18 protein-coding genes are annotated in these 23,427 nt (G+C 66.2%); 8 read left to right on the top strand and 10 right to left on the bottom strand.

What is annotated here, in order from left to right; translation table 11 throughout:
* Positions 1–1,114: 1,114 nt before the first annotated feature.
* From CWT10_RS00520 to CWT10_RS00505, 4 genes are all read left to right on the top strand, one after another.
* Complete coding sequence (locus CWT10_RS00520) at positions 1,115–1,396, top strand: metal-sensitive transcriptional regulator (RefSeq protein WP_103062268.1); 282 nt, start codon at positions 1,115–1,117, stop codon at positions 1,394–1,396.
* A 102-nt stretch (positions 1,397–1,498) separates the two neighbouring features.
* Positions 1,499–1,762 carry a heavy-metal-associated domain-containing protein gene (locus CWT10_RS00515; protein WP_103062269.1) on the top strand — a complete coding sequence of 88 codons (264 nt, stop codon included), beginning with the start codon at positions 1,499–1,501 and terminating at the stop codon, positions 1,760–1,762.
* 24 nt (positions 1,763–1,786) lie between these two features.
* Positions 1,787–4,546, top strand: coding sequence for a heavy metal translocating P-type ATPase (locus CWT10_RS00510; RefSeq protein WP_103062270.1), 2,760 nt, complete (start codon positions 1,787–1,789; stop codon positions 4,544–4,546).
* 162 nt (positions 4,547–4,708) lie between these two features.
* Positions 4,709–5,728, top strand: a complete 1,020-nt coding sequence (locus CWT10_RS00505; RefSeq protein WP_103062271.1) for a hypothetical protein — start codon at positions 4,709–4,711, stop codon at positions 5,726–5,728.
* A gap of 1,385 nt (positions 5,729–7,113) precedes the next feature.
* Here the strand turns inward: CWT10_RS00505 and CWT10_RS00500 are convergent.
* The 4 genes from CWT10_RS00500 to CWT10_RS00485 form a co-directional block, all read right to left on the bottom strand.
* Positions 7,114–8,964, bottom strand: a complete 1,851-nt coding sequence (locus CWT10_RS00500; RefSeq protein ID WP_168190741.1) for an SGNH/GDSL hydrolase family protein — start codon at positions 8,962–8,964, stop codon at positions 7,114–7,116.
* A gap of 116 nt (positions 8,965–9,080) precedes the next feature.
* Positions 9,081–9,590: a flagellar basal body-associated FliL family protein gene (locus CWT10_RS00495; protein WP_103062272.1), complete on the bottom strand. Its 510-nt coding sequence runs from the start codon at positions 9,588–9,590 to the stop codon at positions 9,081–9,083.
* 133 nt (positions 9,591–9,723) lie between these two features.
* Positions 9,724–10,467 carry an ABC transporter permease gene (locus tag CWT10_RS00490; RefSeq protein ID WP_103062273.1) on the bottom strand — a complete coding sequence of 248 codons (744 nt, stop codon included), beginning with the start codon at positions 10,465–10,467 and terminating at the stop codon, positions 9,724–9,726.
* A complete protein-coding gene (locus tag CWT10_RS00485) occupies positions 10,464–11,303 on the bottom strand; it encodes an ABC transporter ATP-binding protein (RefSeq protein ID WP_269843729.1) in 840 nt (279 codons plus the stop codon). Before CWT10_RS00485 ends, CWT10_RS00490 begins: the two co-directional genes overlap by 4 nt.
* A 214-nt stretch (positions 11,304–11,517) precedes the next feature.
* Between CWT10_RS00485 and CWT10_RS00480 the strand changes: the two genes are divergently transcribed.
* The 4 genes from CWT10_RS00480 (at position 11,518) to CWT10_RS00470 (ending at position 16,617) form a co-directional block, all read left to right on the top strand.
* Positions 11,518–13,434, top strand: coding sequence for a sensor histidine kinase (locus CWT10_RS00480; protein ID WP_128683175.1), 1,917 nt, complete (start codon positions 11,518–11,520; stop codon positions 13,432–13,434).
* 140 nt (positions 13,435–13,574) lie between these two features.
* Positions 13,575–13,841: a sensor histidine kinase gene (locus CWT10_RS16685; RefSeq protein WP_168190740.1), complete on the top strand. Its 267-nt coding sequence runs from the start codon at positions 13,575–13,577 to the stop codon at positions 13,839–13,841.
* The gene (locus CWT10_RS00475) at positions 13,838–14,503 is read left to right on the top strand and encodes a response regulator transcription factor (RefSeq protein WP_158247628.1); all 666 of its coding nucleotides are present in this window, start codon (positions 13,838–13,840) and stop codon (positions 14,501–14,503) included. The genes CWT10_RS16685 and CWT10_RS00475 overlap by 4 nt, the downstream gene beginning before the upstream one ends.
* Positions 14,504–15,306: 803 nt before the next feature.
* Entirely contained in the window at positions 15,307–16,617 is a 1,311-nt protein-coding gene (locus CWT10_RS00470; RefSeq protein ID WP_103062545.1) for an ISL3 family transposase, read from the top strand.
* A gap of 189 nt (positions 16,618–16,806) precedes the next feature.
* On the opposite strand, the gene CWT10_RS00465 is transcribed toward CWT10_RS00470, so the two are convergent.
* Genes CWT10_RS00465 through CWT10_RS00440 form a run of 6 tightly spaced genes read right to left on the bottom strand, consistent with a single transcriptional unit; the run spans position 16,807 to position 23,416 of the window.
* The gene (locus CWT10_RS00465; RefSeq protein WP_168190739.1) at positions 16,807–17,286 is read right to left on the bottom strand and encodes a pyridoxamine 5'-phosphate oxidase family protein; all 480 of its coding nucleotides are present in this window, start codon (positions 17,284–17,286) and stop codon (positions 16,807–16,809) included.
* 48 nt (positions 17,287–17,334) lie between these two features.
* Positions 17,335–18,117, bottom strand: a complete 783-nt coding sequence (locus CWT10_RS00460) for an ABC transporter permease (protein WP_103062457.1) — start codon at positions 18,115–18,117, stop codon at positions 17,335–17,337.
* A 2-nt stretch (positions 18,118–18,119) separates the two neighbouring features.
* The gene (locus tag CWT10_RS00455; RefSeq protein WP_103062458.1) at positions 18,120–19,067 is read right to left on the bottom strand and encodes an ABC transporter ATP-binding protein; all 948 of its coding nucleotides are present in this window, start codon (positions 19,065–19,067) and stop codon (positions 18,120–18,122) included.
* Entirely contained in the window at positions 19,042–19,890 is an 849-nt protein-coding gene (locus CWT10_RS00450; protein ID WP_103062459.1) for a thiopeptide-type bacteriocin biosynthesis protein, read from the bottom strand. Before CWT10_RS00450 ends, CWT10_RS00455 begins: the two co-directional genes overlap by 26 nt.
* On the bottom strand, positions 19,887–22,301 hold the full coding sequence (locus CWT10_RS00445; RefSeq protein ID WP_128683173.1) for a hypothetical protein: 2,415 nt from the start codon (positions 22,299–22,301) through the stop codon (positions 19,887–19,889). The genes CWT10_RS00450 and CWT10_RS00445 overlap by 4 nt, the downstream gene beginning before the upstream one ends.
* A complete protein-coding gene (locus tag CWT10_RS00440) occupies positions 22,298–23,416 on the bottom strand; it encodes a hypothetical protein (RefSeq protein WP_103062461.1) in 1,119 nt (372 codons plus the stop codon). The genes CWT10_RS00445 and CWT10_RS00440 overlap by 4 nt, the downstream gene beginning before the upstream one ends.
* Positions 23,417–23,427 lie beyond the last annotated feature (11 nt).

The following is a 23,427-nucleotide window of genomic DNA, read 5'->3' as shown; positions in this document are numbered from 1 at the left end:
ACGGGCTGTAATGAACAGCCTCCTGGAGTCACCCAGGCGGGCCCTACCGGGTCTACGGCCTCATAGGTTGGCAAACAGCATCATGAGCAGGACTAGGACGACCATACCGACTCCGAAGGCCACGAATTTATCGATGTCTTCTAGGCCTTCGCCCTGGGATTCACGAGGCTGCGTCGGTCTTCCCGGTGCACCCGCTTGAGGGCGGATGTAGGGTTCCGATTCACCGCCGCCGGGAGCTTGAACCGGTTGCCGTGGGGGATTATGCCAATGCACAGCAGACGGTGCTGGACGCTGAACCTGCTGCACCCGCGCATAGGGGTTTCGGGCAGACATCCTGGGCGCAGGCGACGGCGCTTGCGGTGCGGCGCCGGGGTAACCTGCGGGAACCCTGCCGACACCACCGGGAGCTTGTCGCGGCCCCCCATTCGGAGTTGTCCCATAGCCTGCAACGACGCGGGAGGGGAACCGCGGCACCGAAATCGGTGAATTAGGAGGCGGCATAGGCAGGCTACGGCCCGACGGTGGTTGAGATGCGGGCCGCGGCTGCGGCTCCCGCCCAGCAGTGGTCCGGTGGTAATCGGGCTGCGGCGGCTGGCGGGGTATAGGGCTGCTGGGTAGAGCGGCGGCCGATAGCGGAATACCGGGTTGCGGCGTGGTACGCGCACCGGCATCGTCAGATCCTGAGCCGGGAGCGGCATCAAGCACCGACACATCGAATATGGGCGAGCCCATGAGCGGGTCACCCAGGACACTGCCAAAGGGGGCGTCATCGAAGCCGATGTCACTGGGCTCCCAACCATTGGGCGCCCAGGAAGTATCGGGGATGTCCATGCCCTCGGGCGCGTGCTGCTCGCTCATATGGCTAGCATCCCACAGCCGATGCGGCTAGGCCCAGACTCGACAACCATCACTCGACCGTGGAGTGCGGGAGACTCCCGTACACCAGGGGGCGAAGGGTCGCCGCAAGCGTCCGCAGCGAGGTGCCCGAGCCGCTCGCAGTATTGCGACCCCATCCCCCAGCCATTGCAACCCCTACCCCCTAGGGGTATCGTGGGTGCGTTGGCCGGCGCTGGCCGGCCGGCACCACCCGACACGAGCGGGGGTAGGAGGAACGGTGGCCGGCTATACGGGAACTAAGGAGGACTACCTCAAGCGGCTCAGTCGCATTGAGGGACAGGTGCGCGGCATCTCGCGCATGGTCCAAGAGGACGCTTACTGCATCGATGTCCTAACCCAGGTCTCTGCCGTTACCAAGGCACTCCAGGCCGTCAGCCTGGGACTGCTCGAGGACCACATGAACCACTGCGTACTGCACGCGGCGCAGTCCTCCGACGAGGAGGGCCGCGCCAAGATCCGCGAGGCCTGCGACGCAATCGCCCGCCTGGTCAAGTCATAGCCAAGTCCTGACCCGGACTGCGCCACAAGTCCAGACGCACCCGCTCACGGCGCCCTCACCAACTTCCGCAACCCGCTAAACACACTCGATCAAGGAGTTCCAATGACCGCATTCACCGCCGACGGCATCGACCGCACCACCACCTTGAGAATCTCCGGGATGACCTGCGAGCACTGCGTCACCCACGTCACCGAGGAGCTGGAGGCCCTCAACGGCGTCAAGAACGTCTCCGTCATCCTCAACAAGGGCGGGCAGTCCGTGGCGACGGTCGTCTCCGATATGGTCCTGCCGGATGCCGCCCTGGCAGAGGCGATCGACGAGGCCGGGGACTACACCCTCGACGCCATCGAGCGCGACGCCGCCTGAACTCACACTGGAGGCCGATCGCACATGTCTGAGCCGACTCAGCCAACCCACACCGACGCCGCTCCCAGCTCGACGCCGGTCGCCACCGTCGACCTTGCGGTCGGGGGTATGACCTGCGCCTCCTGTGTGGCGCGCGTGGAGAAGAAGCTGGGCAAGCTCGACGGCGTCGAGGCCTCCGTCAACCTCGCCACCGAGTCCGCCAGGGTCACACTGAGCGCGCCGGTGAGCAATGAGGAACTGATCAATGCGGTGGCGCGAGCCGGCTACACGGCCACCGTCACCGGCCGCACCGACCTAGCGGCGCCGGCCGACGGCGATTCCGGTTCCGCAGCGCCCCGACCCGATCCCGGCTCCGACCCGGCTCCGGCGGCTGCGCCCTCCCCCGATGCGGCCGCGGCGACCGACACACCCCCTTCCACCGCGGACTCATCCGGTGCGTCCGCCGACTCCGAGTCCGCAGCGGCACCGGCCGGGGCTGAGGCAGGCTCACCGGCGCCGGTGCTGGGCCAGTCCCAGGCCGACCGGGCCGCCTACCTGCGCACCCGTCTGGTCGTCTGCCTGGTGCTGTCGATTCCGGTGATGGCGCTTTCGATGATTCCCGCACTGCAGTTCACCGGTTGGCAGTGGGTGGTGGCGGCGCTGGCGCTGCCGGTGGCCACCTGGGGCGCCTGGCCCTTCCACCGCTCCGCCCTTCGGGCGCTGCGCCACGGCGCCTCCACCATGGACACGCTCGTGTCCCTGGGGGTGATCGCCGCGACCGGCTGGAGTCTGTGGGCGCTGATCTTCGGCGGCGCCGGCCAGCTGGGCATGCGCATGAGCATGGAGCTGCTCCCGCGCGCCCAGGGGCATCAAGTGCACATGTACTTCGAGTCCGCCGCCTGGGTAACCACCTTCCTGCTGGCGGGCCGCTACGCGGAGGCGCGCGCCCGCTACCGCTCCGGCGACGCCCTGCGTGCCCTGCTTCGGCTCGGTGCCACCCGGGCCGCCCGGGTCACGCTGACCGCCCCCTCCGGCTCCACCGACGCCGTCGACGTGCTCGACGACGACGGCGCCCCCCTCCCCGAGGCCGCCCGCACCGAGGAGACGGTGGAGATCGACGCCCTGGCCGCCGGCGACCTGTTCGTGGTGCGTCCCGGTGAGAAGATCGCCACCGACGGCGTGGTGATCGAGGGGCGCTCCGCGGTGGACGCCTCCATGCTGACCGGTGAGTCGGTGCCGGTGGAGGCCGGTCCCGGCGATGCGGTCACCGGCGGTTGTATGAACACCTCCGGCGTGCTGCTGGTGCGGGCGACGGCGGTCGGCGCGGGGACCACGTTGGCGCGCATCGGCGCCATGGTCACCGAGGCGCAGGCCGGCAAGGCGCCGGTGCAGCGGCTGGCCGACCGCATCTCCGGGGTGTTCGTGCCCGCGGTGATCGTGCTGGCCCTGGCCACGGCGGCGGTGTGGCTCGCACTCGGGCACCCGGCCCAGCCCGCGTTCATGGCGGCCGTATCCGTGCTGGTGATCGCCTGCCCCTGCGCACTGGGTCTGGCGACGCCGACGGCGCTGCTGGTCGGCTCCGGGCGGGCCGCTCAGCTCGGCGTGGTCATCAAGGGCCCGGAGGTGCTGGAGTCCACCCGCACCCTGGACACAATCGTGCTGGACAAGACCGGCACCGTCACCGAGGGCCGCATGCGCCTGGACGTCGACGGGATCGTCACCTGGGACGCCGCCGAAGTAGAGGGCGGGGTGGGAGCAGCGGAGGACTCCGCATCCGCGGCGCCTGGCGCCGAGGCGGCAGGGCCGGATGCGGCCGGGGCGGGGGAGCCGCTCGAAGGCGTGGTGGGGCTGGCGGGAGCGATCCGAGGTACGAGGATCGCGGATGGTAGCCGCGAGGGGCTTCACCGCCCCGGCCCCGAGAGCACGCGGTTGCAAGCCCTCGCCCTGGCCGGGAGTGTGGAGGCCGCCAGCGAGCACCCGGTGGCCCGGGCGATCACCGAGGCCGCCAAGGAGTACCTCGAACAGGTGCCGGCGGTGCGGGACTTCTCCAACCACGAGGGTCGGGGCGTATCCGGCACGGTGGCGCTGGACGGGACCGCCTACCGGGTCCGGGTGGGCCGACCGGCCTGGCTGGCCGAGCAGGGGGTGGCCCTGCCCGCGCAGGCCACCGACGCCGTCGCCGCCGCGCAGGAGTCCGGGGCGACGGCCGTGGTACTCGCCGTGGACGACGCCTCCCGGGCGGTGCTGGTGGTGCGGGACACGGTGCGCCCCTCCTCCCGGGAGGCGGTTGCCGCGCTGCGCGAGCTGGGGGTGCGCCCGGTGCTGTTGACCGGAGACAACCGCCGCACCGCCGAGCAGGTGGCCCGAGAGGTCGGCATCGACGGCGCCGACGTGCGCGCCGAGGTGCTGCCGGGCGACAAGCGCGACGTGATCGTCGCCCTGCAGGACGAGGGCCACGTGGTGGGCATGGTCGGCGACGGCGTGAACGACGCCGCGGCCCTGGCCCAGGCCGGCACGCGCGGGCTGGGCTTCGCCATGGGGTCGGGCACGGACGTGGCCATCGAGGCCGCGGATATCACGCTGGTGCGCGCCGACCTGGACGCCGTGGTGACGGCCATCCGCGTCAGCCGGGAGACGCTGCGGATAATCAAGCAGAACCTGTTCTGGGCCTTCGCCTACAACGTGGCCGCGATCCCGCTGGCCGCGGCGGGAATGCTCAACCCGATGATCGCCGGCGCCGCCATGGCCGCCTCCAGCGTCATCGTGGTCACCAACTCCCTGCGCCTGCGCCGCGCCGGGACATAGCCGCGCCGGATGCAGCCGGGAAGCGACCGGGCGTCAGCCGTCCTTCCCTTCCGCCGAGATCGGTCGATATAACCATCGAGATCGGTTGAAGTGGCAAGCGCAGGGGAGTACTGCCCATAGGAGTCCGTTGCTCCGATTCTGGACCGTACGTAGCCTGCGGCGGTGACTTCTCAGACGCCCTCTCCCTCCACCGACTCCACCCCCGGCAAGCAGCGCGGCCATACTCGCCGCCGGGTCATCTTCGGTCTTGGCACCGCCGCAGTTGTCACCGGAGTCGGCGTGCGCAGGTGGCTGCGGACACCCGCGAAAGAGCCGGATACGACGCCTTTCGCCGACTACTTCACCGGCCGTGCGCCCGTGATGAGCGAGCCGAATGTCCACACCGAGCATGTCTCCACCAAGTCCTGGGGCGTGCGGACCTTCCTGACGTTGGAGGAGAACACGTCCGTCGATGATGCCATCGCCTTGATCCAGTCCGCCCACACCGACCTGGCCGCCAGTGTTGAGGGACTGGATCACGCCACAGTGATCATCGATTGGAGGAGCCCCGGAGCGGACGGCGAAGGCCTGTACACGGCCATTGACGTAGACCTGGTGCGCCCGCACGCAGAACTCGACCTCCAGTGCGAGCGGCTGCGCGTCGCTACCGGTCTCAACCAGGGCACGATCAGCGCTATCACCATCCCGCTGGAGACAGACGAGGCAATCGGGATCAGCCACATCGAAACGGACTCCCTTCCCGCCGACGCCGTCCTGTCGCCCCCTGCGGCCACCGACGGCACCACCCTTGCCTACGAGGACCGCCTCGGGATCGGCAACACGTCCCTGACGATCAACGCCACCTCCGACGTCGACCTGTCCGGAGTCCCGCTCGACGCCATGCTCGCCGCTCTTCCCGGCGGCGCCGAGGACCCCTCGCGCGAACCCATCGTGAAGCTGGACGCCGTCGGCCCCGGCTACGCCGACGGACTGCCCGCGATCGATATCTATGAGCAGGACCTGACACTGGATGAGGCCGAGCCCATCCTGCGCGCATTCAACGGCGCGGCCGGCCCGCACGCCATCAGGATTCAGGCCACCGAGGCCGAGATGCGGTTTCTGCTAACCGACGGCGTCCTCACCGCAGATCCCTCCTGGCACGGGGCGGAGGAGGAGACCGCCGAGCTGCTCGGTCGCCTCTAGCCACAGGGAGGCTTCCGAGCCGAAGGGGTCGGCCACCCGTGTCATCGGGTGACCGACTCCTGTTGGGCAACCGCTACCGCTTAGGCTGAACTGCACCGGGTTTGATGGAGGCAAGTGAATACACGGAAGGATCACTGTCATGAGTGCGCAAAGGAAGTACCCCGAAGAGGGCTGCGGCAGCGGGCTGCCCGGTTGGCCCTGTGCCCGGGGTCGGTGGCACCCATAGACCCCCGGCGATGGTGTGCAAGACGGCCGTTCATGTCGATTTTCGACCCTGGGGTGCGATTCACGACCACCCCGGGGTCGTAAACCACACCCCACGGTCGAAAACCACCACCTCACGCCCCACAGCACGCTCCACCGGAACAGCGACAGACCGCCCTCAAACACCAGGGGCCCCTCAAGCACAGGAGCAACGTCCGGACACGGGCAGACCACGCTCGGACGCGGGACGGCGCCTTCGAACGCCGGAGAGTTCCGCCCGGACAGGCCAGAGCACACCACCCACCACACCCCCAAACACGAAGAGCCGGAATACGACTCCCGACAGGAACAGGATGGCAACCCCCAGTATGGGGGTCAGAGCCATGGCGGCCTGCGCGGAGTTAACCGGCTCTTCCGGTTTGAGGGTGTAGTGGGTGGGTGTGGGCCCGGCCGGCTGCTGGCCGCGTACTTGGATCGCGTTCCTGCGCTTGGACCGCGCTCCTGCGGTTGGACCGTCTGAGAGTGCGTTTCAGGTGGTCTAGCCGCAGCTAGACGGTCCAACGGCAGGCAGACGGTCCAACCGCAGCCAGAGGGTCCGGGTGTGGGGGTGTTGACTCGGGCCGGTGGGGTTGCCTTGGACGCCGGCGCACCCAAGGTCAACAGTCAAGATGCTCTAGCCCCAGGCCGCGGACGTCGCCGGCATCGCCGGCAGCCAGGCCCGGCATGGCAGCGGCCGGGCTGGACTGTGGGCCGGGCCGGGCCGCGCTCCCGACTGGGCTGCGGGCCCAGTTCGTCGTCAAAGACGTCCCAGCCGATCGGACAAGGGGGCCGGGTCGGCAAACAGAAGGCCTTGGCCTGCTCACCGCATCAGGGCGGTAGGTCGGCGCCTGGGAGCCAAAGTGTCCAAAATCGGCACAAACACCCCGCCCCTCCCAGCACACACCCTCAGACTCGTTGGAACCATGCGGATCTAGTGGGCGGCGCCGGGCGGGGAACATCGTTCGTGCCGAATCTGGACACTTCCCCCGGGCCCGCCGACCCCATCAACCGAACTAGATGGTTATATCTACCGAACTCGGCGAACACACCCATAAACCGGAAGAACCAGTTAACCAGCGAACCGACGATGTAGCCAAGCCCGAGGAACAGCACTGAACTGCGGGCGAGGAAACGTTCGCCGGTCACCTCATTCGATCGGATCTGGTTTGGACGGCGCGAAGCAGGGTGGTGCCGCAGGCCGTGACGGTGAGCGCGGCGGCGAGCAGGAGCATGGTGGCACCGACTCCGGTGTTGGCCAAGCGCGCACGGTCACTGGATGCCATTGCGCTGGGCATGGTGGTCCCACTGCCAGCGGCGTCGGGCGCGGGGTCGACCGGTGCGGGCGCCGACGACGGCGTCGGCTGGGCTACGCCCTGGCCGGTCGGCGCCGGGTCCGTCGATTCCGTGGCCTCTGTCGGGCCCGAGCTGGTCGGGTCCGCCGCGGCAGTCGGGGCAGTCGGGGCAGCATCGTCGGTGCCGGTGCTGTCGGGGCGGGGGGTCGGAACGACAGCGGCGTCGTCGGGGCAGTTCTCACCGACGACACAGACTCCGGGCTGATCCTCGGTGGGGTAGCCGGGGTCGGGGTCACAGGCGTCGCCCACGCCATCGCCGTCGTAATCGGACTGACTGTAGTTTTCAATGTCAGGGCAGTTGTCGAGCTCGGGCGGGGTGTTATCGCCGTCGTCGGTGATCTGCACCTGGGTGGCGTATACGGCGGTCTGGCCGTTGTCCTGGGTCACCCGCAGGCCGATCTGACCGTCGTAGAGTTCGTTGAAGGCATGGTCGATAACCGGCTCGGTGGAGGACCGCTCGTAGGTGCCGTCTCCGTCCAGGTCCCACTCGTAGGTGGTGATAGACCCTTCGGCGGCGTAGGAGCCGCGCGCGTCCAGGGTCAGCGTGCTTCCCTCCTGGGCTACATAGGGTCCCTGAATCCAGGCCACGGGCGTATCCTGGGCGGTCGTGGCACCATCGCTCGCAGCGTTTTGTGCCGCCGGCACGACGGCGCGAGCAGCAGCGGGTTTGACGTTGCTGGGAACACCCACCCGGTTGACGATCAGGTCGGCAATCTGCTGGTGACCGATGATATTGGGGTGGTAGAACTCGGCGGCGTCCAGACTGAAGGTTGATGTCGTCTTGCCGTTGGCGGCCTGGCGGCCACGGGTCTCGAAGAACTCGTTGATCCAACGGTAGTCGTTGCGTGCATTAGTGGCCGGATCGGGCTCGTGTCCGTCGAATGCCGACACGACGCCGTCTATGTAGGCGACCTTCAACCCGGGGTGGGCGGCATTCCAATTCGCAACCAGCTCGGCCTGCTTAGTACGGGCGGTCTCACTGAGCCTGCGCACCCCGGTACCGGCGTCATAGGAAAAGGAACCGAAGAGATTCTTCAGCACATAGCTGCGGGAGGTAGCCAGTCGCGGGTAACCGACCAGGACAACCTGGGCGCCGTCGGGCAGCCGATCATCAATCTTCTGCAAAATGTTGCCGGTGGAGGCCATCACGTCGTCCATCAGCGCATTAGCGGAATCGACCTTGGACTTGCAAGACCGAGCATCACGCAGACCCAGCGTGAAACATTTACTCACAATATCGGCGAACCCGACATCATTGCCACCGATGGTCAGCATCACCAAATCGGTGTCGGTAGGAATCGCGGCCACCTGGCCCGACGCCGATAACAGATCATCGGTCACCGCCCCACTGTGAGCCAGGTTCGTCAACGTGGCGGATACATTCTGCGTATTAACCCAGTCCACATAGCGGTGTGCCCAATTATTGCGGCTGCGATAGGCTCGCCTGTCATCCCCGTAGTAGTCCCCGGCACCATTTCCGGAGGAGTAGGAGTCACCCAGCAGCACCACATGCAGGCTCCCGCCCGCCGGCGCGGCGGCCGCTGGCACCGGGTAGGCCATAATCACCGACGGCAGCAACACCATCAGGGCGCACAGGGCGACTAACAGGCTGCGTAGGAATTGAACGGGGCGGAACTTCATCGGGACGCCTTTCAAGGGAGCAAACTAGGAAGCTGAGTACAGAACAGGAAGGGAAACGAGTAGGTTTGTGGCCGGTTGAAGTGTCATGGGGCGGGCAGTGATCTGCCAGCGTCCGATCACCGGTAGTTCAAGGACACGCGCACTGTACCATGCAACACATCACCGGGACCGGTGTCATCAACCAGCGAGATCAGCAGATTCAACGGCCCCTCAAGCCGCGGATCCTGCCGGGAGGACTCCCACAGGCCAGGCGACGAGTACTTCCCGCCCGCCCAGCCGCGCTCCACGGCGTGCTCCACCAACTCGCTCATGAGGTCCTCCGGCGCTACGGCGTCGTCACGAAACCAGTGGCGCATCCACACGGTGGACGGCTTGGACAGCAGGCCGGGCGACGCCGACCGGCTGGAACGCACTGCCCGGTAACCGGCAACCGTGTCGGCGCCCATGGGGTCCTCGGCCATGACCTCCGCCGGCTTGACGGCTGTGGCCCCGGCGGAACGCAGCCACCACCAGGCTCCACCGCCCAGCCCGATGCCAACAACCGCCAGCCCCAACACACGACGCGGCACGCGACGAACCCCGCCGGTTCCGGCAACCGGGGTTACGGCATCATTGAAGTAGGCCATCGGAGAGGCTCCTTTCGAACCGGTATGGGTGAGCTGTTGCATTTGCCGGTGGGCCGCCCCGCTGAGACTGCGGAGCGGCCCACCAACGGCGTTTCAGGGACCGCGTTCATGACGCGATGCTCGCGACGGCGCCTCAGGTCCAGCGCATGAGCTTGGTGGCAGCCCAGAACAGTGCTGCCCCGACGACGCCGGTGACACCGAGCCCGATCAGCGCGTCGCTCAGTTCGCTCACGCCCGTCAGCGGCCAGCGCAACGCGTCGAGCAGGTAGGTCAGCAGCAGGAAGTTGGCGAGCGTCTGTATCCAGCCCGGCATCATCTCCAGCGGCATCATCGCACCGGAGGCGAAACCCATGGGCAGGACCACGATCATAACCGCCAAGGAGACTGCAGTGACGGTGGGCAGAATCAGGCCGACGAGCATGCCCAGGGAGTAGAAGACTAAATTCCCCAGGAACACCGGCACCACGGTAAGGAGCGCCCACGGCGACAGCGTGACGCCGACCGCCGGCACAAATCCGGTGAGCACGATGAGCACCGCCTGCACGAGCGCGGAAACGATGGCGACGGTCAGCGCCGAGGCGAGGATAGAGCTCACGGACATCGGCGCACTGCGCAAGACCCGCCCGACTCCCTTCTCCCGCCACTCGACAATAGTTGTGGCGCCAATGAACATACCGACGAATGCGACTCCGAAGCCCATAACGTTGGGACTGATGTCATTGACAATGTCATGTCCGTTGAGCCCCGGTTGGTCACCCATGGTCAGGGCAAGGACAACCAGCAGTGCCGGCGGGAAAGCGTAGGTGAAGAACATGGTGGACGGGTCACGCAGATTGGTGCGCGCCAGGGAAAATGTTAGGGTTTTGAAGGGGGTCATGAGTCGTACTCCTTTCCTGTGAGCTCCATGAACGCATCCTCCAGGGTCGGACCGTGCACCTGCGCCCCCGCCGTCGGCACATCCGCCGCACCAAGAGCCGCGAACGCCTCACCCACATCACGCACGTGAACCACCAGCCCATCCGCACTCACGGTCGCAGCCGTAACCACATCCAGACCGGTCACCACATCCAGGAACGGCACCGCCCCGGGCAGCAGCACCGAGGCACCACCACCCACACCGGCAACCAGAGCAGACGGAGAGGCCGTAGTCACCACCCGGCCACCATCAAGAATGGTGACCACATCGCACAGACGCTCCGCCTCCTCCAAATAGTGAGTCGTATACACCACCGTCGTACCCTCATCACGCACCGACCCCAGCAGACCCACCAGGTCATGCCGAGCCGTCGCATCCAAGGACGCCGTCGGCTCATCCAAGAACAACACCTCCGGCCGATGCACCATCGCCGAGGCCACCGCCAACTTCTGCCGCTCACCACCAGACACCCGCTCCACACGCGAATCGCGTACATGCTCCAGGCCCATGATCTCAATAAGCTGCTCTGCGCGAGAGGCTGAAGCACCGAAGATCGCGGCAACGGTAGACAGGTGCTCCCACACGGTGGCACGCGAGAAGAACGCCGTGGCCTGCGGCTGAATCCCCACCCGCGCCAGCAGGCGCGGATCACGCGGCAACGGCGCGCGACCCAGCAGCTCCACACTGCCCTCCTGAGCAGGTCGCGCACCCTGGATGATCTCCACCAGCGTCGTCTTACCCGCACCATTCGGACCGATCACACCATGGAACGCCCCCCGCTCCACCGCCAAATCCACATCCCGCAGAACCTGCCGCCCCCCATAAGACTGACACACACCGCGAGCAACCACCGGTTGCACCACAGTCTCCTTTCACGGTCGAACCTTCGGATGGCTCGACCATGGCACAGCAGCGGTCCCCGGCTGTTCCGACTTCCCGCCACCACCGCCCATACTTTGGTAGGAGAGGCACGATCTGAGCTAGTCTGTGGGCACTCTTGAAAGGTCGTTCATGCCTCCCCTACCGTCCCCAGCGCTCAGCGTCGCGCCGAGTCGACTTGGCGCTGTCTGGCGTGCTTACCGGGAACTCAGCATCTTCACGGCCTTCAGCCTGGCTTTCTCCGCGATGCCTGCGTTGTTCCAGGAGTTCGCCGTCACTGACGCGGTGGGGTTGGTGGTGCCGTGGGCGCTGCTGCTGATCCCCCGACACCCTTTGGCCGCCGCCCTGGTCCTGGCAGCAGGTACAGCTCACGGCATTGTAGACGCTAAAGGACCCGGATTGGTCATGGCCGGGTACTTCGCCACATACGTACTCGTCCGTCGGGGTCGTTATCGGCAGGCTGTTGTGATTGTGGTGGCCATGGTTGCCGGCAACCTCCTGGCCTGGCACGCGGGAACGAAGATGGATGACCTGCTCATCAGCCAGGTGTTGTGGATTGTCATCTGTCTGGGTATCGCCTCACCTCTGCGGCTTGCTGACGCCAACGTCTCCCGGGCCCAGGCCGCTCACGCCCAAGCCCTGCGTGACCAGCGCGCCCTCATAGCCCGCGAACTCCACGACACCCTCGCCCGCGCCAACACCCAAATCGTCCTGCGCGCCCAACAAGCACAAACCCAACTCAACAACCCCAACCACACCAACCAGATCAACACCGCCCTAGACGACATCATCACCACCGGACACCAGTCGGTCCTCGACCTGCGCACCATGCTGCGCCTCCTAAGACAAGACACCGACACCTCCCTGAACCCCACACCCCCCACACCCGACCTAACCACCACCCTCGCCCAAGCCCGCCACACCCTCCACCAAGCCGGCCTCCACGCCACCGTCACCCATCAAGGAGACCCCACCCGACTCACCCCCACCCTGACCACCACCCTGACCCGCATCCTGGACGAATGCGTCGCCAACATGACCAAATACGCCGCCCCCGACGCCCAATGCACCATCAAACTAAACATCACCGACACCACCGCCGAACTCCACGCCATCAACCCCCTATCCGACACCCGACACCCAACCCCCACCACCTCATCCAAACTCGGCATCCTCGGCATCCAAGAACGCACCCACGCCCTCGGAGGAACCACCACCACCAAACACACCAACCACCAATGGATACTCCACACCACCCTCCCCCTCACACCAACCAACAAGTCTCGAGAACACGTGCTAGACGCCCCCGGTAGCAGGCATCGGCGGGGTTGCACATGGAACTGGTTGCACGCCCATTGGGGCCTGAGCCTCTTGACCGGCATCAGTTTTGTCATCGCTGTATTCAACACAGTCGACGCCGGCATACGCTTCACCACGTTGGTGGGGTTGGTGGTGCCGTGGGCGCTGCTGCTGATCCCCCGCAACCCCTGGGCCGCCACCATCATCCTTGCACTCGGCGCGACACACGCGACGGGCAGCGACCAATTCACCGGAACCGTCATATCGACGACCGCTGCGACCTGCATCCTCCTCCGTCGGGGTCGTTATCGGCAGGCTGTTGTGATTGTGGTGGCCATGGTTGCCGGCAACCTCCTGGCCTGGCACGCGGGAACGAAGATGGATGACCTGCTCATCAGCCAGGTGTTGTGGCTCGTCCTTTGTCTCGGCACTGCCTCGGCCCTGCGGCTTGCTGACGCCAACGTCTCCCGGGCCCAGGCCGCTCACGCCCAAGCCCTGCGTGACCAGCGCGCCCTCATAGCCCGCGAACTCCACGACACCCTCGCCCGCGCCAACACCCAAATCGTCCTGCGCGCCCAACAAGCACAAACCCAACTCAACAACCCCAACCACACCAACCAGATCAACACCGCCCTAGACGACATCATCACCACCGGACACCAATCAGTACTCGACCTGCGCACCATGCTGCGCCTCCTAAGACAAGACACCGACACCCCCCTAGAACCCACACCCCCAGCACCGACCTGACCACCGCAATAACCCAGGCCCGCCACACCCTCCACCAAGCCGGCCTGCGCGCCACCGTCACCCATCAAGGAGACCCCACCCGACTCACCCCCACCCTGACCACCACCCTGACCCGCATCCTGGACGAATGCGTCGCCAACATGACCAAATACGCCGCCCCCGACGCCCAATGCACCATCAAACTAAACATCACCGACACCACCGCCGAACTCCACGCCATCAACCCCCTATCCGACACCCGACACCCAACCCCCACCACCTCATCCAAACTCGGCATCCTCGGCATCCAAGAACGCACCCACGCCCTCGGAGGAACCACCACCACCAAACACACCAACCACCAATGGATACTCCACACCACCCTCCCCCTCACACCAACCAACGAAGGCAACAAGGACGAAACATGACACAGAGCAGCCAGTCCAATCCGATCCGTACCGTCATCGTGGACGATGACGCCATCGTGCGCGATATGTTATCCACGAACCTCGGTGCGGACAGCAGCATCAAGATCGTGGCCACCGCCACCAACGGAGCCGAAGCAGTAGACCTGGTTCACGAACACATCGTGGACGTCGTGCTCATGGACGTTCAGATGCCTGTGCTGGGCGGCGTCCAGGCCACCTCGCGGATCCTCGCCGCCGGAGGGAATACGCGGGTCCTTCTGTTAACCACATTCGATGATGACACCTACCTCGACGGCGGAATCGCCGCGGGCGCGTCAGGTTTCCTACTCAAGAGCACGCCGGCTAAAGAAGTCGTGGCAGCGATTCGGACCGTACATGCGGGCGGCAAGGTCCTCTCTCCTGGACCGACCAGCCGCGTTCTGGAGCGTTATATGCGCGGTCAGCGTCCCAGTACCGGCTCAGACTCAGGCCTTGATCTGTCGACGCGCGAGCTTGAAGTGCTTCGTCTTCTGCGCAAAGGCTACTCGAACCGCAGAATTGCGCGCGAGATGAACGTTGCCGAGACGACCGTCAAGACTCATGTCTCCTCCCTCATGCGCAAGATGGGCGCAGGCAGTCGGCTGGAGGTCGTAGCCGAGGCGAACCAACGGGGCATCGGATGATAGCGCGTGTCACTCTGCTACTCTCTCTGGGACTTTCGTGGTCCGACTAAGGTAGGAGTCGGAACAGGCGTACTGAGGAGCAAATAGCATGTGCAAGTCGAGAGGATACAGCTGTTCCACCCGACTCACAACGAATAGGAGATCACTACCCTATGCGCTCCCCTCGCACCCTCGCCGTCTTTACCTTATCCATATCGCTCCTGGGGCTGGCGACTCCCGCCGCAGCAGCACCCGCCGAACTACCATCTCCCATCCGTGTCACCGCCTCACGTAGCGAATCGCCAACACTCATTTCGCCTTCGAGAATCCTGCACCCGAAGTGGACATGCCTCATCGTTCCATGTTGCAACTAACCGATCCTCTTGAGTGGGGATGTGGGATCATCTCGGCCTTCATGCCCCTGGGGAGGCGAACCGATCCTCTTGACTGGGGATGTGGGGTGCGGCGGGCTCCTGGGCACCATACGCCAGCTCCCACAGAGCCCCGGCACCTTTGAGGCAGTATGTCCACCCCGGTGATTGCGGCGACCTCAGCCCCAGGGCAGCGCCTTGAGCCTGACCTTGAGTGCTGGCTGGTTGTTCTTGACTGTCAGCAGGTAGTCGGCGCCCCGGCAGGGGCTCGAGCCCGCCAGTCCCACCGACCGAACTCGATGGTCATATCGACCGAACTCGGTAAACGGGCTCTTCGTGTTTGAGGGTGTGGTGGTGGGGTAGTCGTGGGTGCGCGTGTCGCAGGGGCGGGTAGGGGTCGAGGTCCCCGATGATTGGTGGTTGCTGAACACCACCGATCACGGAGACCTCGACATGGCCGAGACTACCTTTGCTGCCCCTGATTTTGCTAGTTTCCTGGGCCTGGACGCGCTGGGACTGACTGTCACCGGCATGCGCATAGATGGCGGCGGTGCACTGGTGGAGTGTCGGCTGCAGGTCTGCGAGGAGGATGCGTTCTGCCGGGTCTGCGGGGCCCAGGGCGCCCCGGTGGGGACCGTCGCGAGGCGGCTGGCGCATGTTCCGGTGGGCTGGCGCCCAACCCACTTGCTGGTGCGGCTGCGCCGGTGGCGCTGCCAGGGCTGTGGGCGTGTGTGGAGGCAGGACGCGTCTCGTGCGGCCGCCAAGCGGGCGAGGCTGACCTTGGCGGCCAAGGAGTGGGCGATCCGGGCCGTGGGGGTGGAGTTCATGTCCATCTCGCGTGTGGCGGCAGCTCTGGGGGTGTCCTGGCACACCGCCAATGAGGCCGTCCTTGAGCGGGCCAAGGACCGCTTGATCAATGATCCTGGACGTCTGAAGGGTGTGGAGGTCATCGGGGTGGATGAGCATGTTTGGCGGCACACCCGCAAGGGCGACAAGTACGTCACCGTCATCATCGACCTTACACCCGTGCGCGACCGTACCGGCCCCTCCCGCCTGCTGGACATGATCGAAGGCCGCTCCAAGCAGGCCTTCAAGCAATGGCTCCAGGAACGCGACGAGGACTGGCGCAGCCGGATCGAGGTGGTCTCGATGGATGGGTTCGCGGGCTTCAAGACCGCCGCCGCCGAGGCCCTACCCGGCGCGACGGAGGTCATGGACCCCTTCCACGTGGTCGCGCTGGCCGGGGACAAGCTGGATGAGTGCCGCCGCCGCACCCAGCGCGAGACCACCGGGCGGCGGGGCCGTAAGGACGACCCCCTGTACAAGGCCCGCAGGCTGCTGCGCACCGGGGCGGGCCTGGTGAGCGACAAGGGCTGGGAGCGTCTCGAACAACTGTTCGCCGACCCCCACAACACTCCGGTAGAGATCATGTGGGGCGTGTATCAGAAGATCATGGCCGCCTACCGCGCCAAGGCCCCCGCCCAGGGCAAGACCCTGATGGAGAAAGTGATGCAGACCCTCACCACCGGCGTGCCTGACGCCCTCGAAGAGCTGAAGTCGCTGGGCAAGACCCTGGCCCAGCGGCGCGAAGACATACTCGCCTACTTCGACCACCGCGGCACATCCAACGGACCCACTGAAGCAGTCAACGGCCGCCTGGAGCACCTACGCGGCATCGCCCTGGGCTTCAGGAATCTGACCAACTACACCATCCGCAGCCTCATCCACGCCGGAGGCTTCAGACAACAGCTACTACACCCCTAAACGCGAAGAGCCGGTAAACGCACCCGTAAACCGGAAAAGCATATAACCAGCAGCGTCACGACGCTCGTAGGTGAAGGGCCTCGGGTTAGAGCACCAAGCCGGGCACATTTTTGGGGCTTGGGAATGAAAGCCATTCCCAAGCCCCAAAGCCAATCCCATTACAGAACTAGCCTGCATAATTGGGGCGATTCACCTCCTGCCCACACGCATGGTGCCGCGACAAAGATGGGTGTCGACGAGTTCGATGCTCTCGGCTTCCAGAACGAACACCTTCTTGTCCAGTAGGCCATGCACGCTGCTTGCGCTCGAGGGAAGCCTGTTCCTCATCCGGGCCAGGTAGGTCGTCAGTGCAGCGAGCCGGCTCAGCCCTTGAGGGCGTACCACCTCTCCCGCCAGGAGCAGGGACACCAGTCGCCCCTGCTCCGCCTGCTCGGGAAGCACGAGTGCGGAACAATGCGGATCCGCCTGCATGTGAGCCACGTGCCGAGATCCCTTCGAGGAGACGAAGACCAAGCGGTGTTCATCAAGCGTGGCGAAGAAACACGGCGTGAGCCGGGGCTCCTGTGCGCCCACGGTGCCCAGGACGCACATGTCGTGCTCGTCGAGGATCGCGGTTACGCGCCTCATAATCGTGCTCACTTTCACGGATGAGTCGGTATTCCATTCCATAACGTCATCCCCTCCCATCGAAGTCCGTTCATTCAACGAACAAGCCACTCAGTTCTTTGCGGCCTCCCAGCGGAAGGTCTTCACCGCCAGGGGAACGGCCACGATCGCCAAGGCGGTGAGAACCGCGAAGTCCAGCGTCGTCTCGTACCTCTGCGCACCTCCGTTGATCCAGAACAGCAGGTCCCCGAAGTATGAGGTGGGGAGGAAGTCAAGGACACGCTTGACCGAGTCGGACAGCAGTTCCAGGGGGACGACCACCCCCGACGTGAAAAGGAAGAACAGCCCGGTGAATGTGGCGATATTAGTGGCGGCCTGTCCCGAACCGACGAGCGAGCCGATGAAGTAGCCCAGGGCCAGGAACAGCACGGAGGAGGGCAGGGCGACGAGCACAGCACGCCATACGGAGGCGGTCTCGCTTATGCCGAGAAGCGCACCCAGAACTCCGACCAGGACACTGAGCGCGATCGCAAGGAGCACTCGAACGGCCAGGTGGGTCAGGATGAATTGTCCTCGCGATACCGGGGTGGTGCCCAGAATACGCAGGGTGCCGTACTGGCGGTACTCGGCGATCGGGCCGGCGGTCAGGGTCATGCATGTCCCGGTGAGAAGCATGCACAGCGCGATGGGTACCACCATCACGGAGAAGTCTGGTCCCGGTCCCCCCATGGAAGAGCGGAGGATCTTGTCCATGCCCAGGTACAGTCCGGCCATGAAGAAGGGAAAGACGGTGGCAATGCCAAAGTTCGTCCGGTTGCGGGACATCTCCCGCCAGTGAGTGATGGTAAGGGGACGGGCGCTGCGGAGCGCGCCGCTGTTGATCGTGGTGCTCATGGTCAGTCTTCCTCGGGTGTCGTAGTGGCGGTCAGTTCGGTGCCGGTGGCGGCCAGGTAGGCGTCGCCTAGCGTGGGCTGACGGATGCTGAGGTCGTAGCATCCGGGGGTCTGGGACAGGAGGGCGAGCGCCTCATCGGTCCGCGCCGTCTTGAGAGCGGCGGAGCGGTCCGGGTTGACTGTGAGCTCCCCGAGGGACCGCAGCCGGGAGGCGTTCTCCTCTGACAGGTCCCCTGACAGGCGGAAGACGACTGCCGGCCCTCCGGCGAAGGAGGCGATCAGCTCCTTGGGGGTCCCGGAGCTGACGCACTTGCCGCGGTCCACGATGAACACGGAGTCCGCCAATGCGGTGGCCTCCTCCATGGAGTGTGTGGACAGGACGATCGTCGTGCCGCGGTCCCTCCAGCTGCCGAGGACCGACCACAGTCGTTCCCGTGCCCGCGGGTCCAAGCCGGTGGAGGGCTCGTCGAGAATGAGCAGTTCGGGGTCGGAGACCATCGCCAGGGCGACGTTGAGACGCTGGAGCGTGCCCCCCGAGAGCTTGGTCACCTGGCGCTCGACGTACTTCGCCAGCTCGAGGGAGTCGAGGATCTCGTCGGCAGGCCGGGGATGATCGTAGAAGGAGGACCACAGGTCCAGCAGTTCGCCGACGCGCAGGTATTGGAAGACCTTGGCCTCCTGCGGCTGGATGGCGACGCGGCGGCTGAGCTCGTCCCGTGCGGTGCGCGGGTCAAGGCCCAGGGTGCGCACGATGCCCGAGTCTGGGGTGCGCAGGCCGACCGTCATCTCCAGAGAGGTGCTCTTCCCGGCACCGTTGGGGCCGAGGAAGGCGTGGATCTTGTGCTGCTCGGCGGTCAGCGTCATACCCGCGAGTGCGTCGATGGCCCCTCCGGGGGTGTTGTAGCGCTTGCGAATATCCCGCAGCTCAAGCGCGGGGCTCTGGGCGGTCATGGCAGGTGTCTCCTTCGGTGGTGGGTGATGATGTTTCACAGAGATGTGCCGCCAGGCACTCCTCGAGCGGGTTCAGTCCAATCCTATTGATGTGCATATGTATGAGGTCGAGCGGAAAGTCAGGAGCGGCGGCCGAGCGCTCCGCCAGAACCCTGCTGGTTAGCTGCACCAACTCGCTCCAGTCGGCGGGCGGCCGGGCGCGGACGCGCAGGCGTTCATTGAGGTTGGGAGCCCTTTGGCGGAGCTTGTCCGGTTCGAGCCCGCCATAGCGGAGTCGGTTGGCCCACCGGTCCGCAATCCGACCGGACAGGGCTCCCGGCTTGAAGCCCCCCTCGCTTTCCACGGCACCGATGTAGTCAATGGCCGCCATGAGTCGATCCGTAGGAGTCCAGGCCCATACCCGGTTGTCCGCGCAGGCCTGGGAACTCTTCTCGAAGAGTACCTCCGCGTCCTCCATGCCCTCGGGACCGCCGTACTTGGCGAACTCGGGAGAGTAGAGGCAGACGCACACACCGCTGCGGTGGCCTGCGCGCTCGGCCATGGGATCGCGAATGATCCGGGTCATTGTCCGACCGGACTCGCGCCGGGCGAGCTGTTCGAGGCGGGGCAGCTTGCAGTACCAGTCATCCACGTCTTCGACGTGTCCCCGCAATCTCACCCGCAGGTGGTGGCCGGAGTGGTCCATGTAGCGCAGGAAGTGCCAGCGGTCCACGCCGTTCAGGGAGGCCTTCCACTCGAGTACTGCGGGCAGCAGCGCGCCGACGTCGTCTCCATCTCCGGAGTAGATCTTGACGTAGAGCCAGTCACGATTCTGCGAGTTCATTGTTCCTCCTGCCTGGGCCAGCGCAGTGAGACGGCGAGTTCACTGACGCGAGGACGCCCGGCCGGATCGTGGTAGGGGTGTTCCCCCGCGCCGGGGAGGGCCTCCGTGATCCTCACCATGTTCGCGCCCGAATCTAGCCAGTGGCTCAGCGAGGACAGCGAGGTGCGCGAGGCCAGATCGACGAACTGGGGCTTGCGACGGTCGTTGGTGGTTCCGCCCCCGGCGGCTAGCTGCTGAATGAAGACCTGTCGGGGCATGTGCTGCCGACGGCGCAACTCGTCAATGCGCCGGACCGATAGGCCCTCCCCGTCACGGACGGCGTCGAGCAGCGTCGGTGCGCTCAGCAGCCAGGACTCGCGGCGTGTGACCAGTCGCCTACCCGCCATCCGCCTCGGTTCGTGCTCAATCGCACCCTCCGCGAGGCGCTTGTATCCCGACGTCAGTGCCGCGTAGGCCTCGGTGTGCGGGGGGAAGCGGACCCAGGGGTCGGCCAGGAGGGCCACCCAGTGCAGGTAGGTGTTTAGCAGGTGCTGCGGAGTGAGCCCCAGGTAGGCCAGGCCGACCGGCCCGTCGTCGTCCCACAGCTCCAGGGAGTCGGTCGCGGGGTCGTGGATCAGGCTGAGCGATTCCAGGGGGACGCCGCGCGGCGACTTCGGTTCGCCGGGCAGCTGGAGTTCGGGCAGTACACCCGTACACATGGCCTGGCCGGTGTTGCAGTCGGCCCAGGCGGTTAGCTCCAGCACCTTGCAGCCGTGCCACAGGCCGCTGATCTCGGCCTCGAGATCCTGACGGAAGGTTTCCCCGAACAGGCGGTGGAACCGGGCCTGGTAGGCGCCGATACCGCTGCCCGTGTTGTTCAGGACCATCAGGTGTTCGTCACCGCTCAGGTCTTCCCAGCTCGAGGCCACGGGTTGGAGCATGACGCCCAGGTGGCGCGGGGCGGCGGTGGCGCCGCAGGCCAGCCTCGAACGGGCCGCGGCCTGTTCGACGTCGGCTCGTTGGTTCCTGATGAAGGCAGCCGAGAGCTCGCGGTCACCATCGTTGTCGACCGCCAGGGCCATACAGAAGGACAGCGGGGAGTCGCACCGACCACCGACGCCGTAGCGGGCGACGAAGCGCTCAACCATGAGGTCGTAGGCGTAGGACCGGAAGATCCACGGGGACATGAGTTCCGAGAGGTCCTCAAGGTCCTCGCGGAAGCCGGGTGCCGATAGCACGTCCGGAACCGGCCACGGGGCCTCCCGGTCCTCATACAGGAGGCCTCCGGGGCGTCGGCCCAGTTCACCGTGACAGAAGACCCGGGAGGAGAACTCCGTTAGTCTCTGCATGGACCGCACGCGAACGGCGGCGTCTGCGGTCTTACAGTCCCGTCCCGTCGCCCCGGCCCCGAGCATGTCGTCCGCACTGACGCCGTCTATCCCCTCAGGGAATACCGAGCTCATGGCCGCCAGTGGGGCCTCCCCACGGCTCCAGGGCACGCGCTCGCGCAGGGCCCCGGCGTCAAGGTGACGGCGCACCCGATCGGTGGCGACGCCCGGTACGAAGGTGTCGGGGTAGTCGGTAGGAGCCCAATCGGCCCCGGTTACGAGTTCCTCGCGGAAGATGATGCCGTCCTGGTGCACGTATTGCGCGAGCATGACCAGCCTGTCGTGCTCCTCGGCCGGGAGGTTCCCCATCGGCGAGGACTCGAGAACGAGTCCGGGGTGGAGGGCACCGTCGTGCGCCGCCCGGCGGAGCAGCCCGGAGGCCAGGTGGACGGCCACGGTCCGTGTGGAGCGGCCCCGCCCGTCGGCACCGGCGATGTTGACCGTGGTCAGGCCCGAGAATGGGCTGGTCTTGAGCGCGGTGCGGGTGGCGTAGTTGTACAGGCTGCGCACTAGGCGCTCAGAGAGGGCCTTGGCGGGCCGACGATCCAGAAGACGGGCGACGAGTTCGGGGGTGGCCAGCGCCAGACTGGCCAGGTACCCGGGATCGCTCACTGTGCGATCCAGGGCCTGAAGCATCTCGGCGTCGTCGGCCGCCAGGGCCTCGCTGAGCGAGGCGTCGAGGGCATCGCGCCGGTCGATCTGCTCGCGCCACTCCTCGAAGGCGGCCAGGAGTCCGGACGGGGCCACCGCGCGCAGTGCCCGCTCGGCCCGGCCGGCCACGGCCTGTCTGGCGAAGACCTCACGCTTGGCTTGGAGGACGAGTCGCCGGACCTTGCTGTCCTCAATGTCCGGCACCAGCTCAAAGATCTGATCGATGAGCGGCTGCGTGAGTGCCTCCAGGCGCTCCTCGACGTCGTGGAGCCGGTCCAGGCAGTCGGTGACCGCGGTTGAGGCTCCCGGCACCGCATCAGCGGGCAGCCCGCCCATCCGGGCGAATACGGTGGGGCTGACCCCCGCGCGCGAAGCAGTCACGGTATTGTTCATGAGGGAACCCCCTGCACAACCGTCGCAATGGAGCGCCAGAAGCTCCAAACCACGAACAAGACGACCCAGGCGGCGAAGAGGTAGGACAGGACTCCATAGGTCATGTAGGCGATCCGCCTGGGCGCCGGAAGGGCGGTCAGATAGCCCGGGAGTCGACGCCGCCTTATCGTGGAGACGAGCAGGGTCCGCGAGCGCCCTCGCAGGTCGATCTCCCCGGTCGCCGCCTCCAGAGCACTGACGGTGTCCGACGGCGCCAGGGGGTTGAGGTTGGCCACCAGGAGAACAAGCTGGTAGCCCATGAGCGTGGTGGCCACGAGACGGGTGGTACCGGTGGACACCGATGCCACGATGGTCGTCGCCCCCATGATCCAGCCGTCGTTGACCATCCCCGCCAGGGCGATCGCCACCCGCGGACCCCGCTCACGAATGCGGTAGGCATCCGTGCGGTCGACGTAGGCCACGGGCACCACCCAGAACAGCATTGCGACTCCCAGGCCGCGCGCAGGCTGCCCGTGCACCCCGCACACGATCCCGTGCCACGACTCGTGCATCAGGATGGCGAGCAGTTGGATGGGCAGAGCGATGAGTGCGGCAATGGAGAGCTGGAGCGGTGTTGCACCGGACGCCGAGTGTGCCCCCACCGTGATGACCCGGGCGAGGCCGACGACGTAACCGACCAGCGCCACTAGGACGGCGGCGGTGAGAGGGCCGCGGCGGTACAGGGGGCGGATGATCTCGACGACGGGCGCCAGGATCCGGGCGAAGCCCCTGCTGATGATGAAGCGGGGCATCATCCGGTCCAGACCGGTGCGGCGGCGCCTGCCGGGGGTTCCTCCGACCAGGAGCTGCTGATCGGCCAGGCCGCGGGTGAGAGCGTCCACGTGGGCGGCTCGGACCAGGACCGGCGTCACCTTCTGCGCATTCACCGCGGAGGCGATCTGCTCGGGGGTGCGGTGCCCGTCGAAGAGATCGATCATTGCCGAGGCGACATCACCCACGCGGTGGTAGGTGCCGTCGGCGGTGTCGTGGAGGAGCGGCAGCCCGTCCATACCCACGATCTTCTCCACACCATCGCGGAGCATGGGGGCGGGTGGTGAGCTGGTAGTGGTGGTCATGGGGGACTCCA

Source organism: Actinomyces qiguomingii (genome assembly GCF_004102025.1).
GTDB lineage: Bacteria > Actinomycetota > Actinomycetes > Actinomycetales > Actinomycetaceae > Actinomyces > Actinomyces qiguomingii.
The sequence above is the reverse complement of the archived record's forward strand: the minus strand, read 5'-3'. Positions and strand labels throughout refer to the sequence as shown.

What these genes read in the sequence shown, in the direction of transcription:
- CWT10_RS00515 (WP_103062269.1), top strand. Translation starts at nt 1,499, where the DNA reads ATGACCGCATTCACCGCCGACGGCATCGACCGCACCACCACCTTGAGA.
- CWT10_RS00510 (WP_103062270.1), top strand. Translation starts at nt 1,787, where the DNA reads ATGTCTGAGCCGACTCAGCCAACCCACACCGACGCCGCTCCCAGCTCG.
- CWT10_RS00500 (WP_168190741.1), bottom strand. Translation starts at nt 8,964, where the DNA reads ATGAAGTTCCGCCCCGTTCAATTCCTACGCAGCCTGTTAGTCGCCCTG.
- CWT10_RS00495 (WP_103062272.1), bottom strand. Translation starts at nt 9,590, where the DNA reads ATGGCCTACTTCAATGATGCCGTAACCCCGGTTGCCGGAACCGGCGGG.
- CWT10_RS00490 (WP_103062273.1), bottom strand. Translation starts at nt 10,467, where the DNA reads ATGACCCCCTTCAAAACCCTAACATTTTCCCTGGCGCGCACCAATCTG.
- CWT10_RS00480 (WP_128683175.1), top strand. Translation starts at nt 11,518, where the DNA reads ATGCCTCCCCTACCGTCCCCAGCGCTCAGCGTCGCGCCGAGTCGACTT.
- CWT10_RS16685 (WP_168190740.1), top strand. Translation starts at nt 13,575, where the DNA reads ATGACCAAATACGCCGCCCCCGACGCCCAATGCACCATCAAACTAAAC.
- CWT10_RS00475 (WP_158247628.1), top strand. Translation starts at nt 13,838, where the DNA reads ATGACACAGAGCAGCCAGTCCAATCCGATCCGTACCGTCATCGTGGAC.
- CWT10_RS00470 (WP_103062545.1), top strand. Translation starts at nt 15,307, where the DNA reads ATGGCCGAGACTACCTTTGCTGCCCCTGATTTTGCTAGTTTCCTGGGC.
- CWT10_RS00465 (WP_168190739.1), bottom strand. Translation starts at nt 17,286, where the DNA reads ATGGAATGGAATACCGACTCATCCGTGAAAGTGAGCACGATTATGAGG.
- CWT10_RS00460 (WP_103062457.1), bottom strand. Translation starts at nt 18,117, where the DNA reads ATGAGCACCACGATCAACAGCGGCGCGCTCCGCAGCGCCCGTCCCCTT.
- CWT10_RS00455 (WP_103062458.1), bottom strand. Translation starts at nt 19,067, where the DNA reads ATGACCGCCCAGAGCCCCGCGCTTGAGCTGCGGGATATTCGCAAGCGC.
- CWT10_RS00450 (WP_103062459.1), bottom strand. Translation starts at nt 19,890, where the DNA reads ATGAACTCGCAGAATCGTGACTGGCTCTACGTCAAGATCTACTCCGGA.
- CWT10_RS00445 (WP_128683173.1), bottom strand. Translation starts at nt 22,301, where the DNA reads ATGAACAATACCGTGACTGCTTCGCGCGCGGGGGTCAGCCCCACCGTA.
- CWT10_RS00440 (WP_103062461.1), bottom strand. Translation starts at nt 23,416, where the DNA reads ATGACCACCACTACCAGCTCACCACCCGCCCCCATGCTCCGCGATGGT.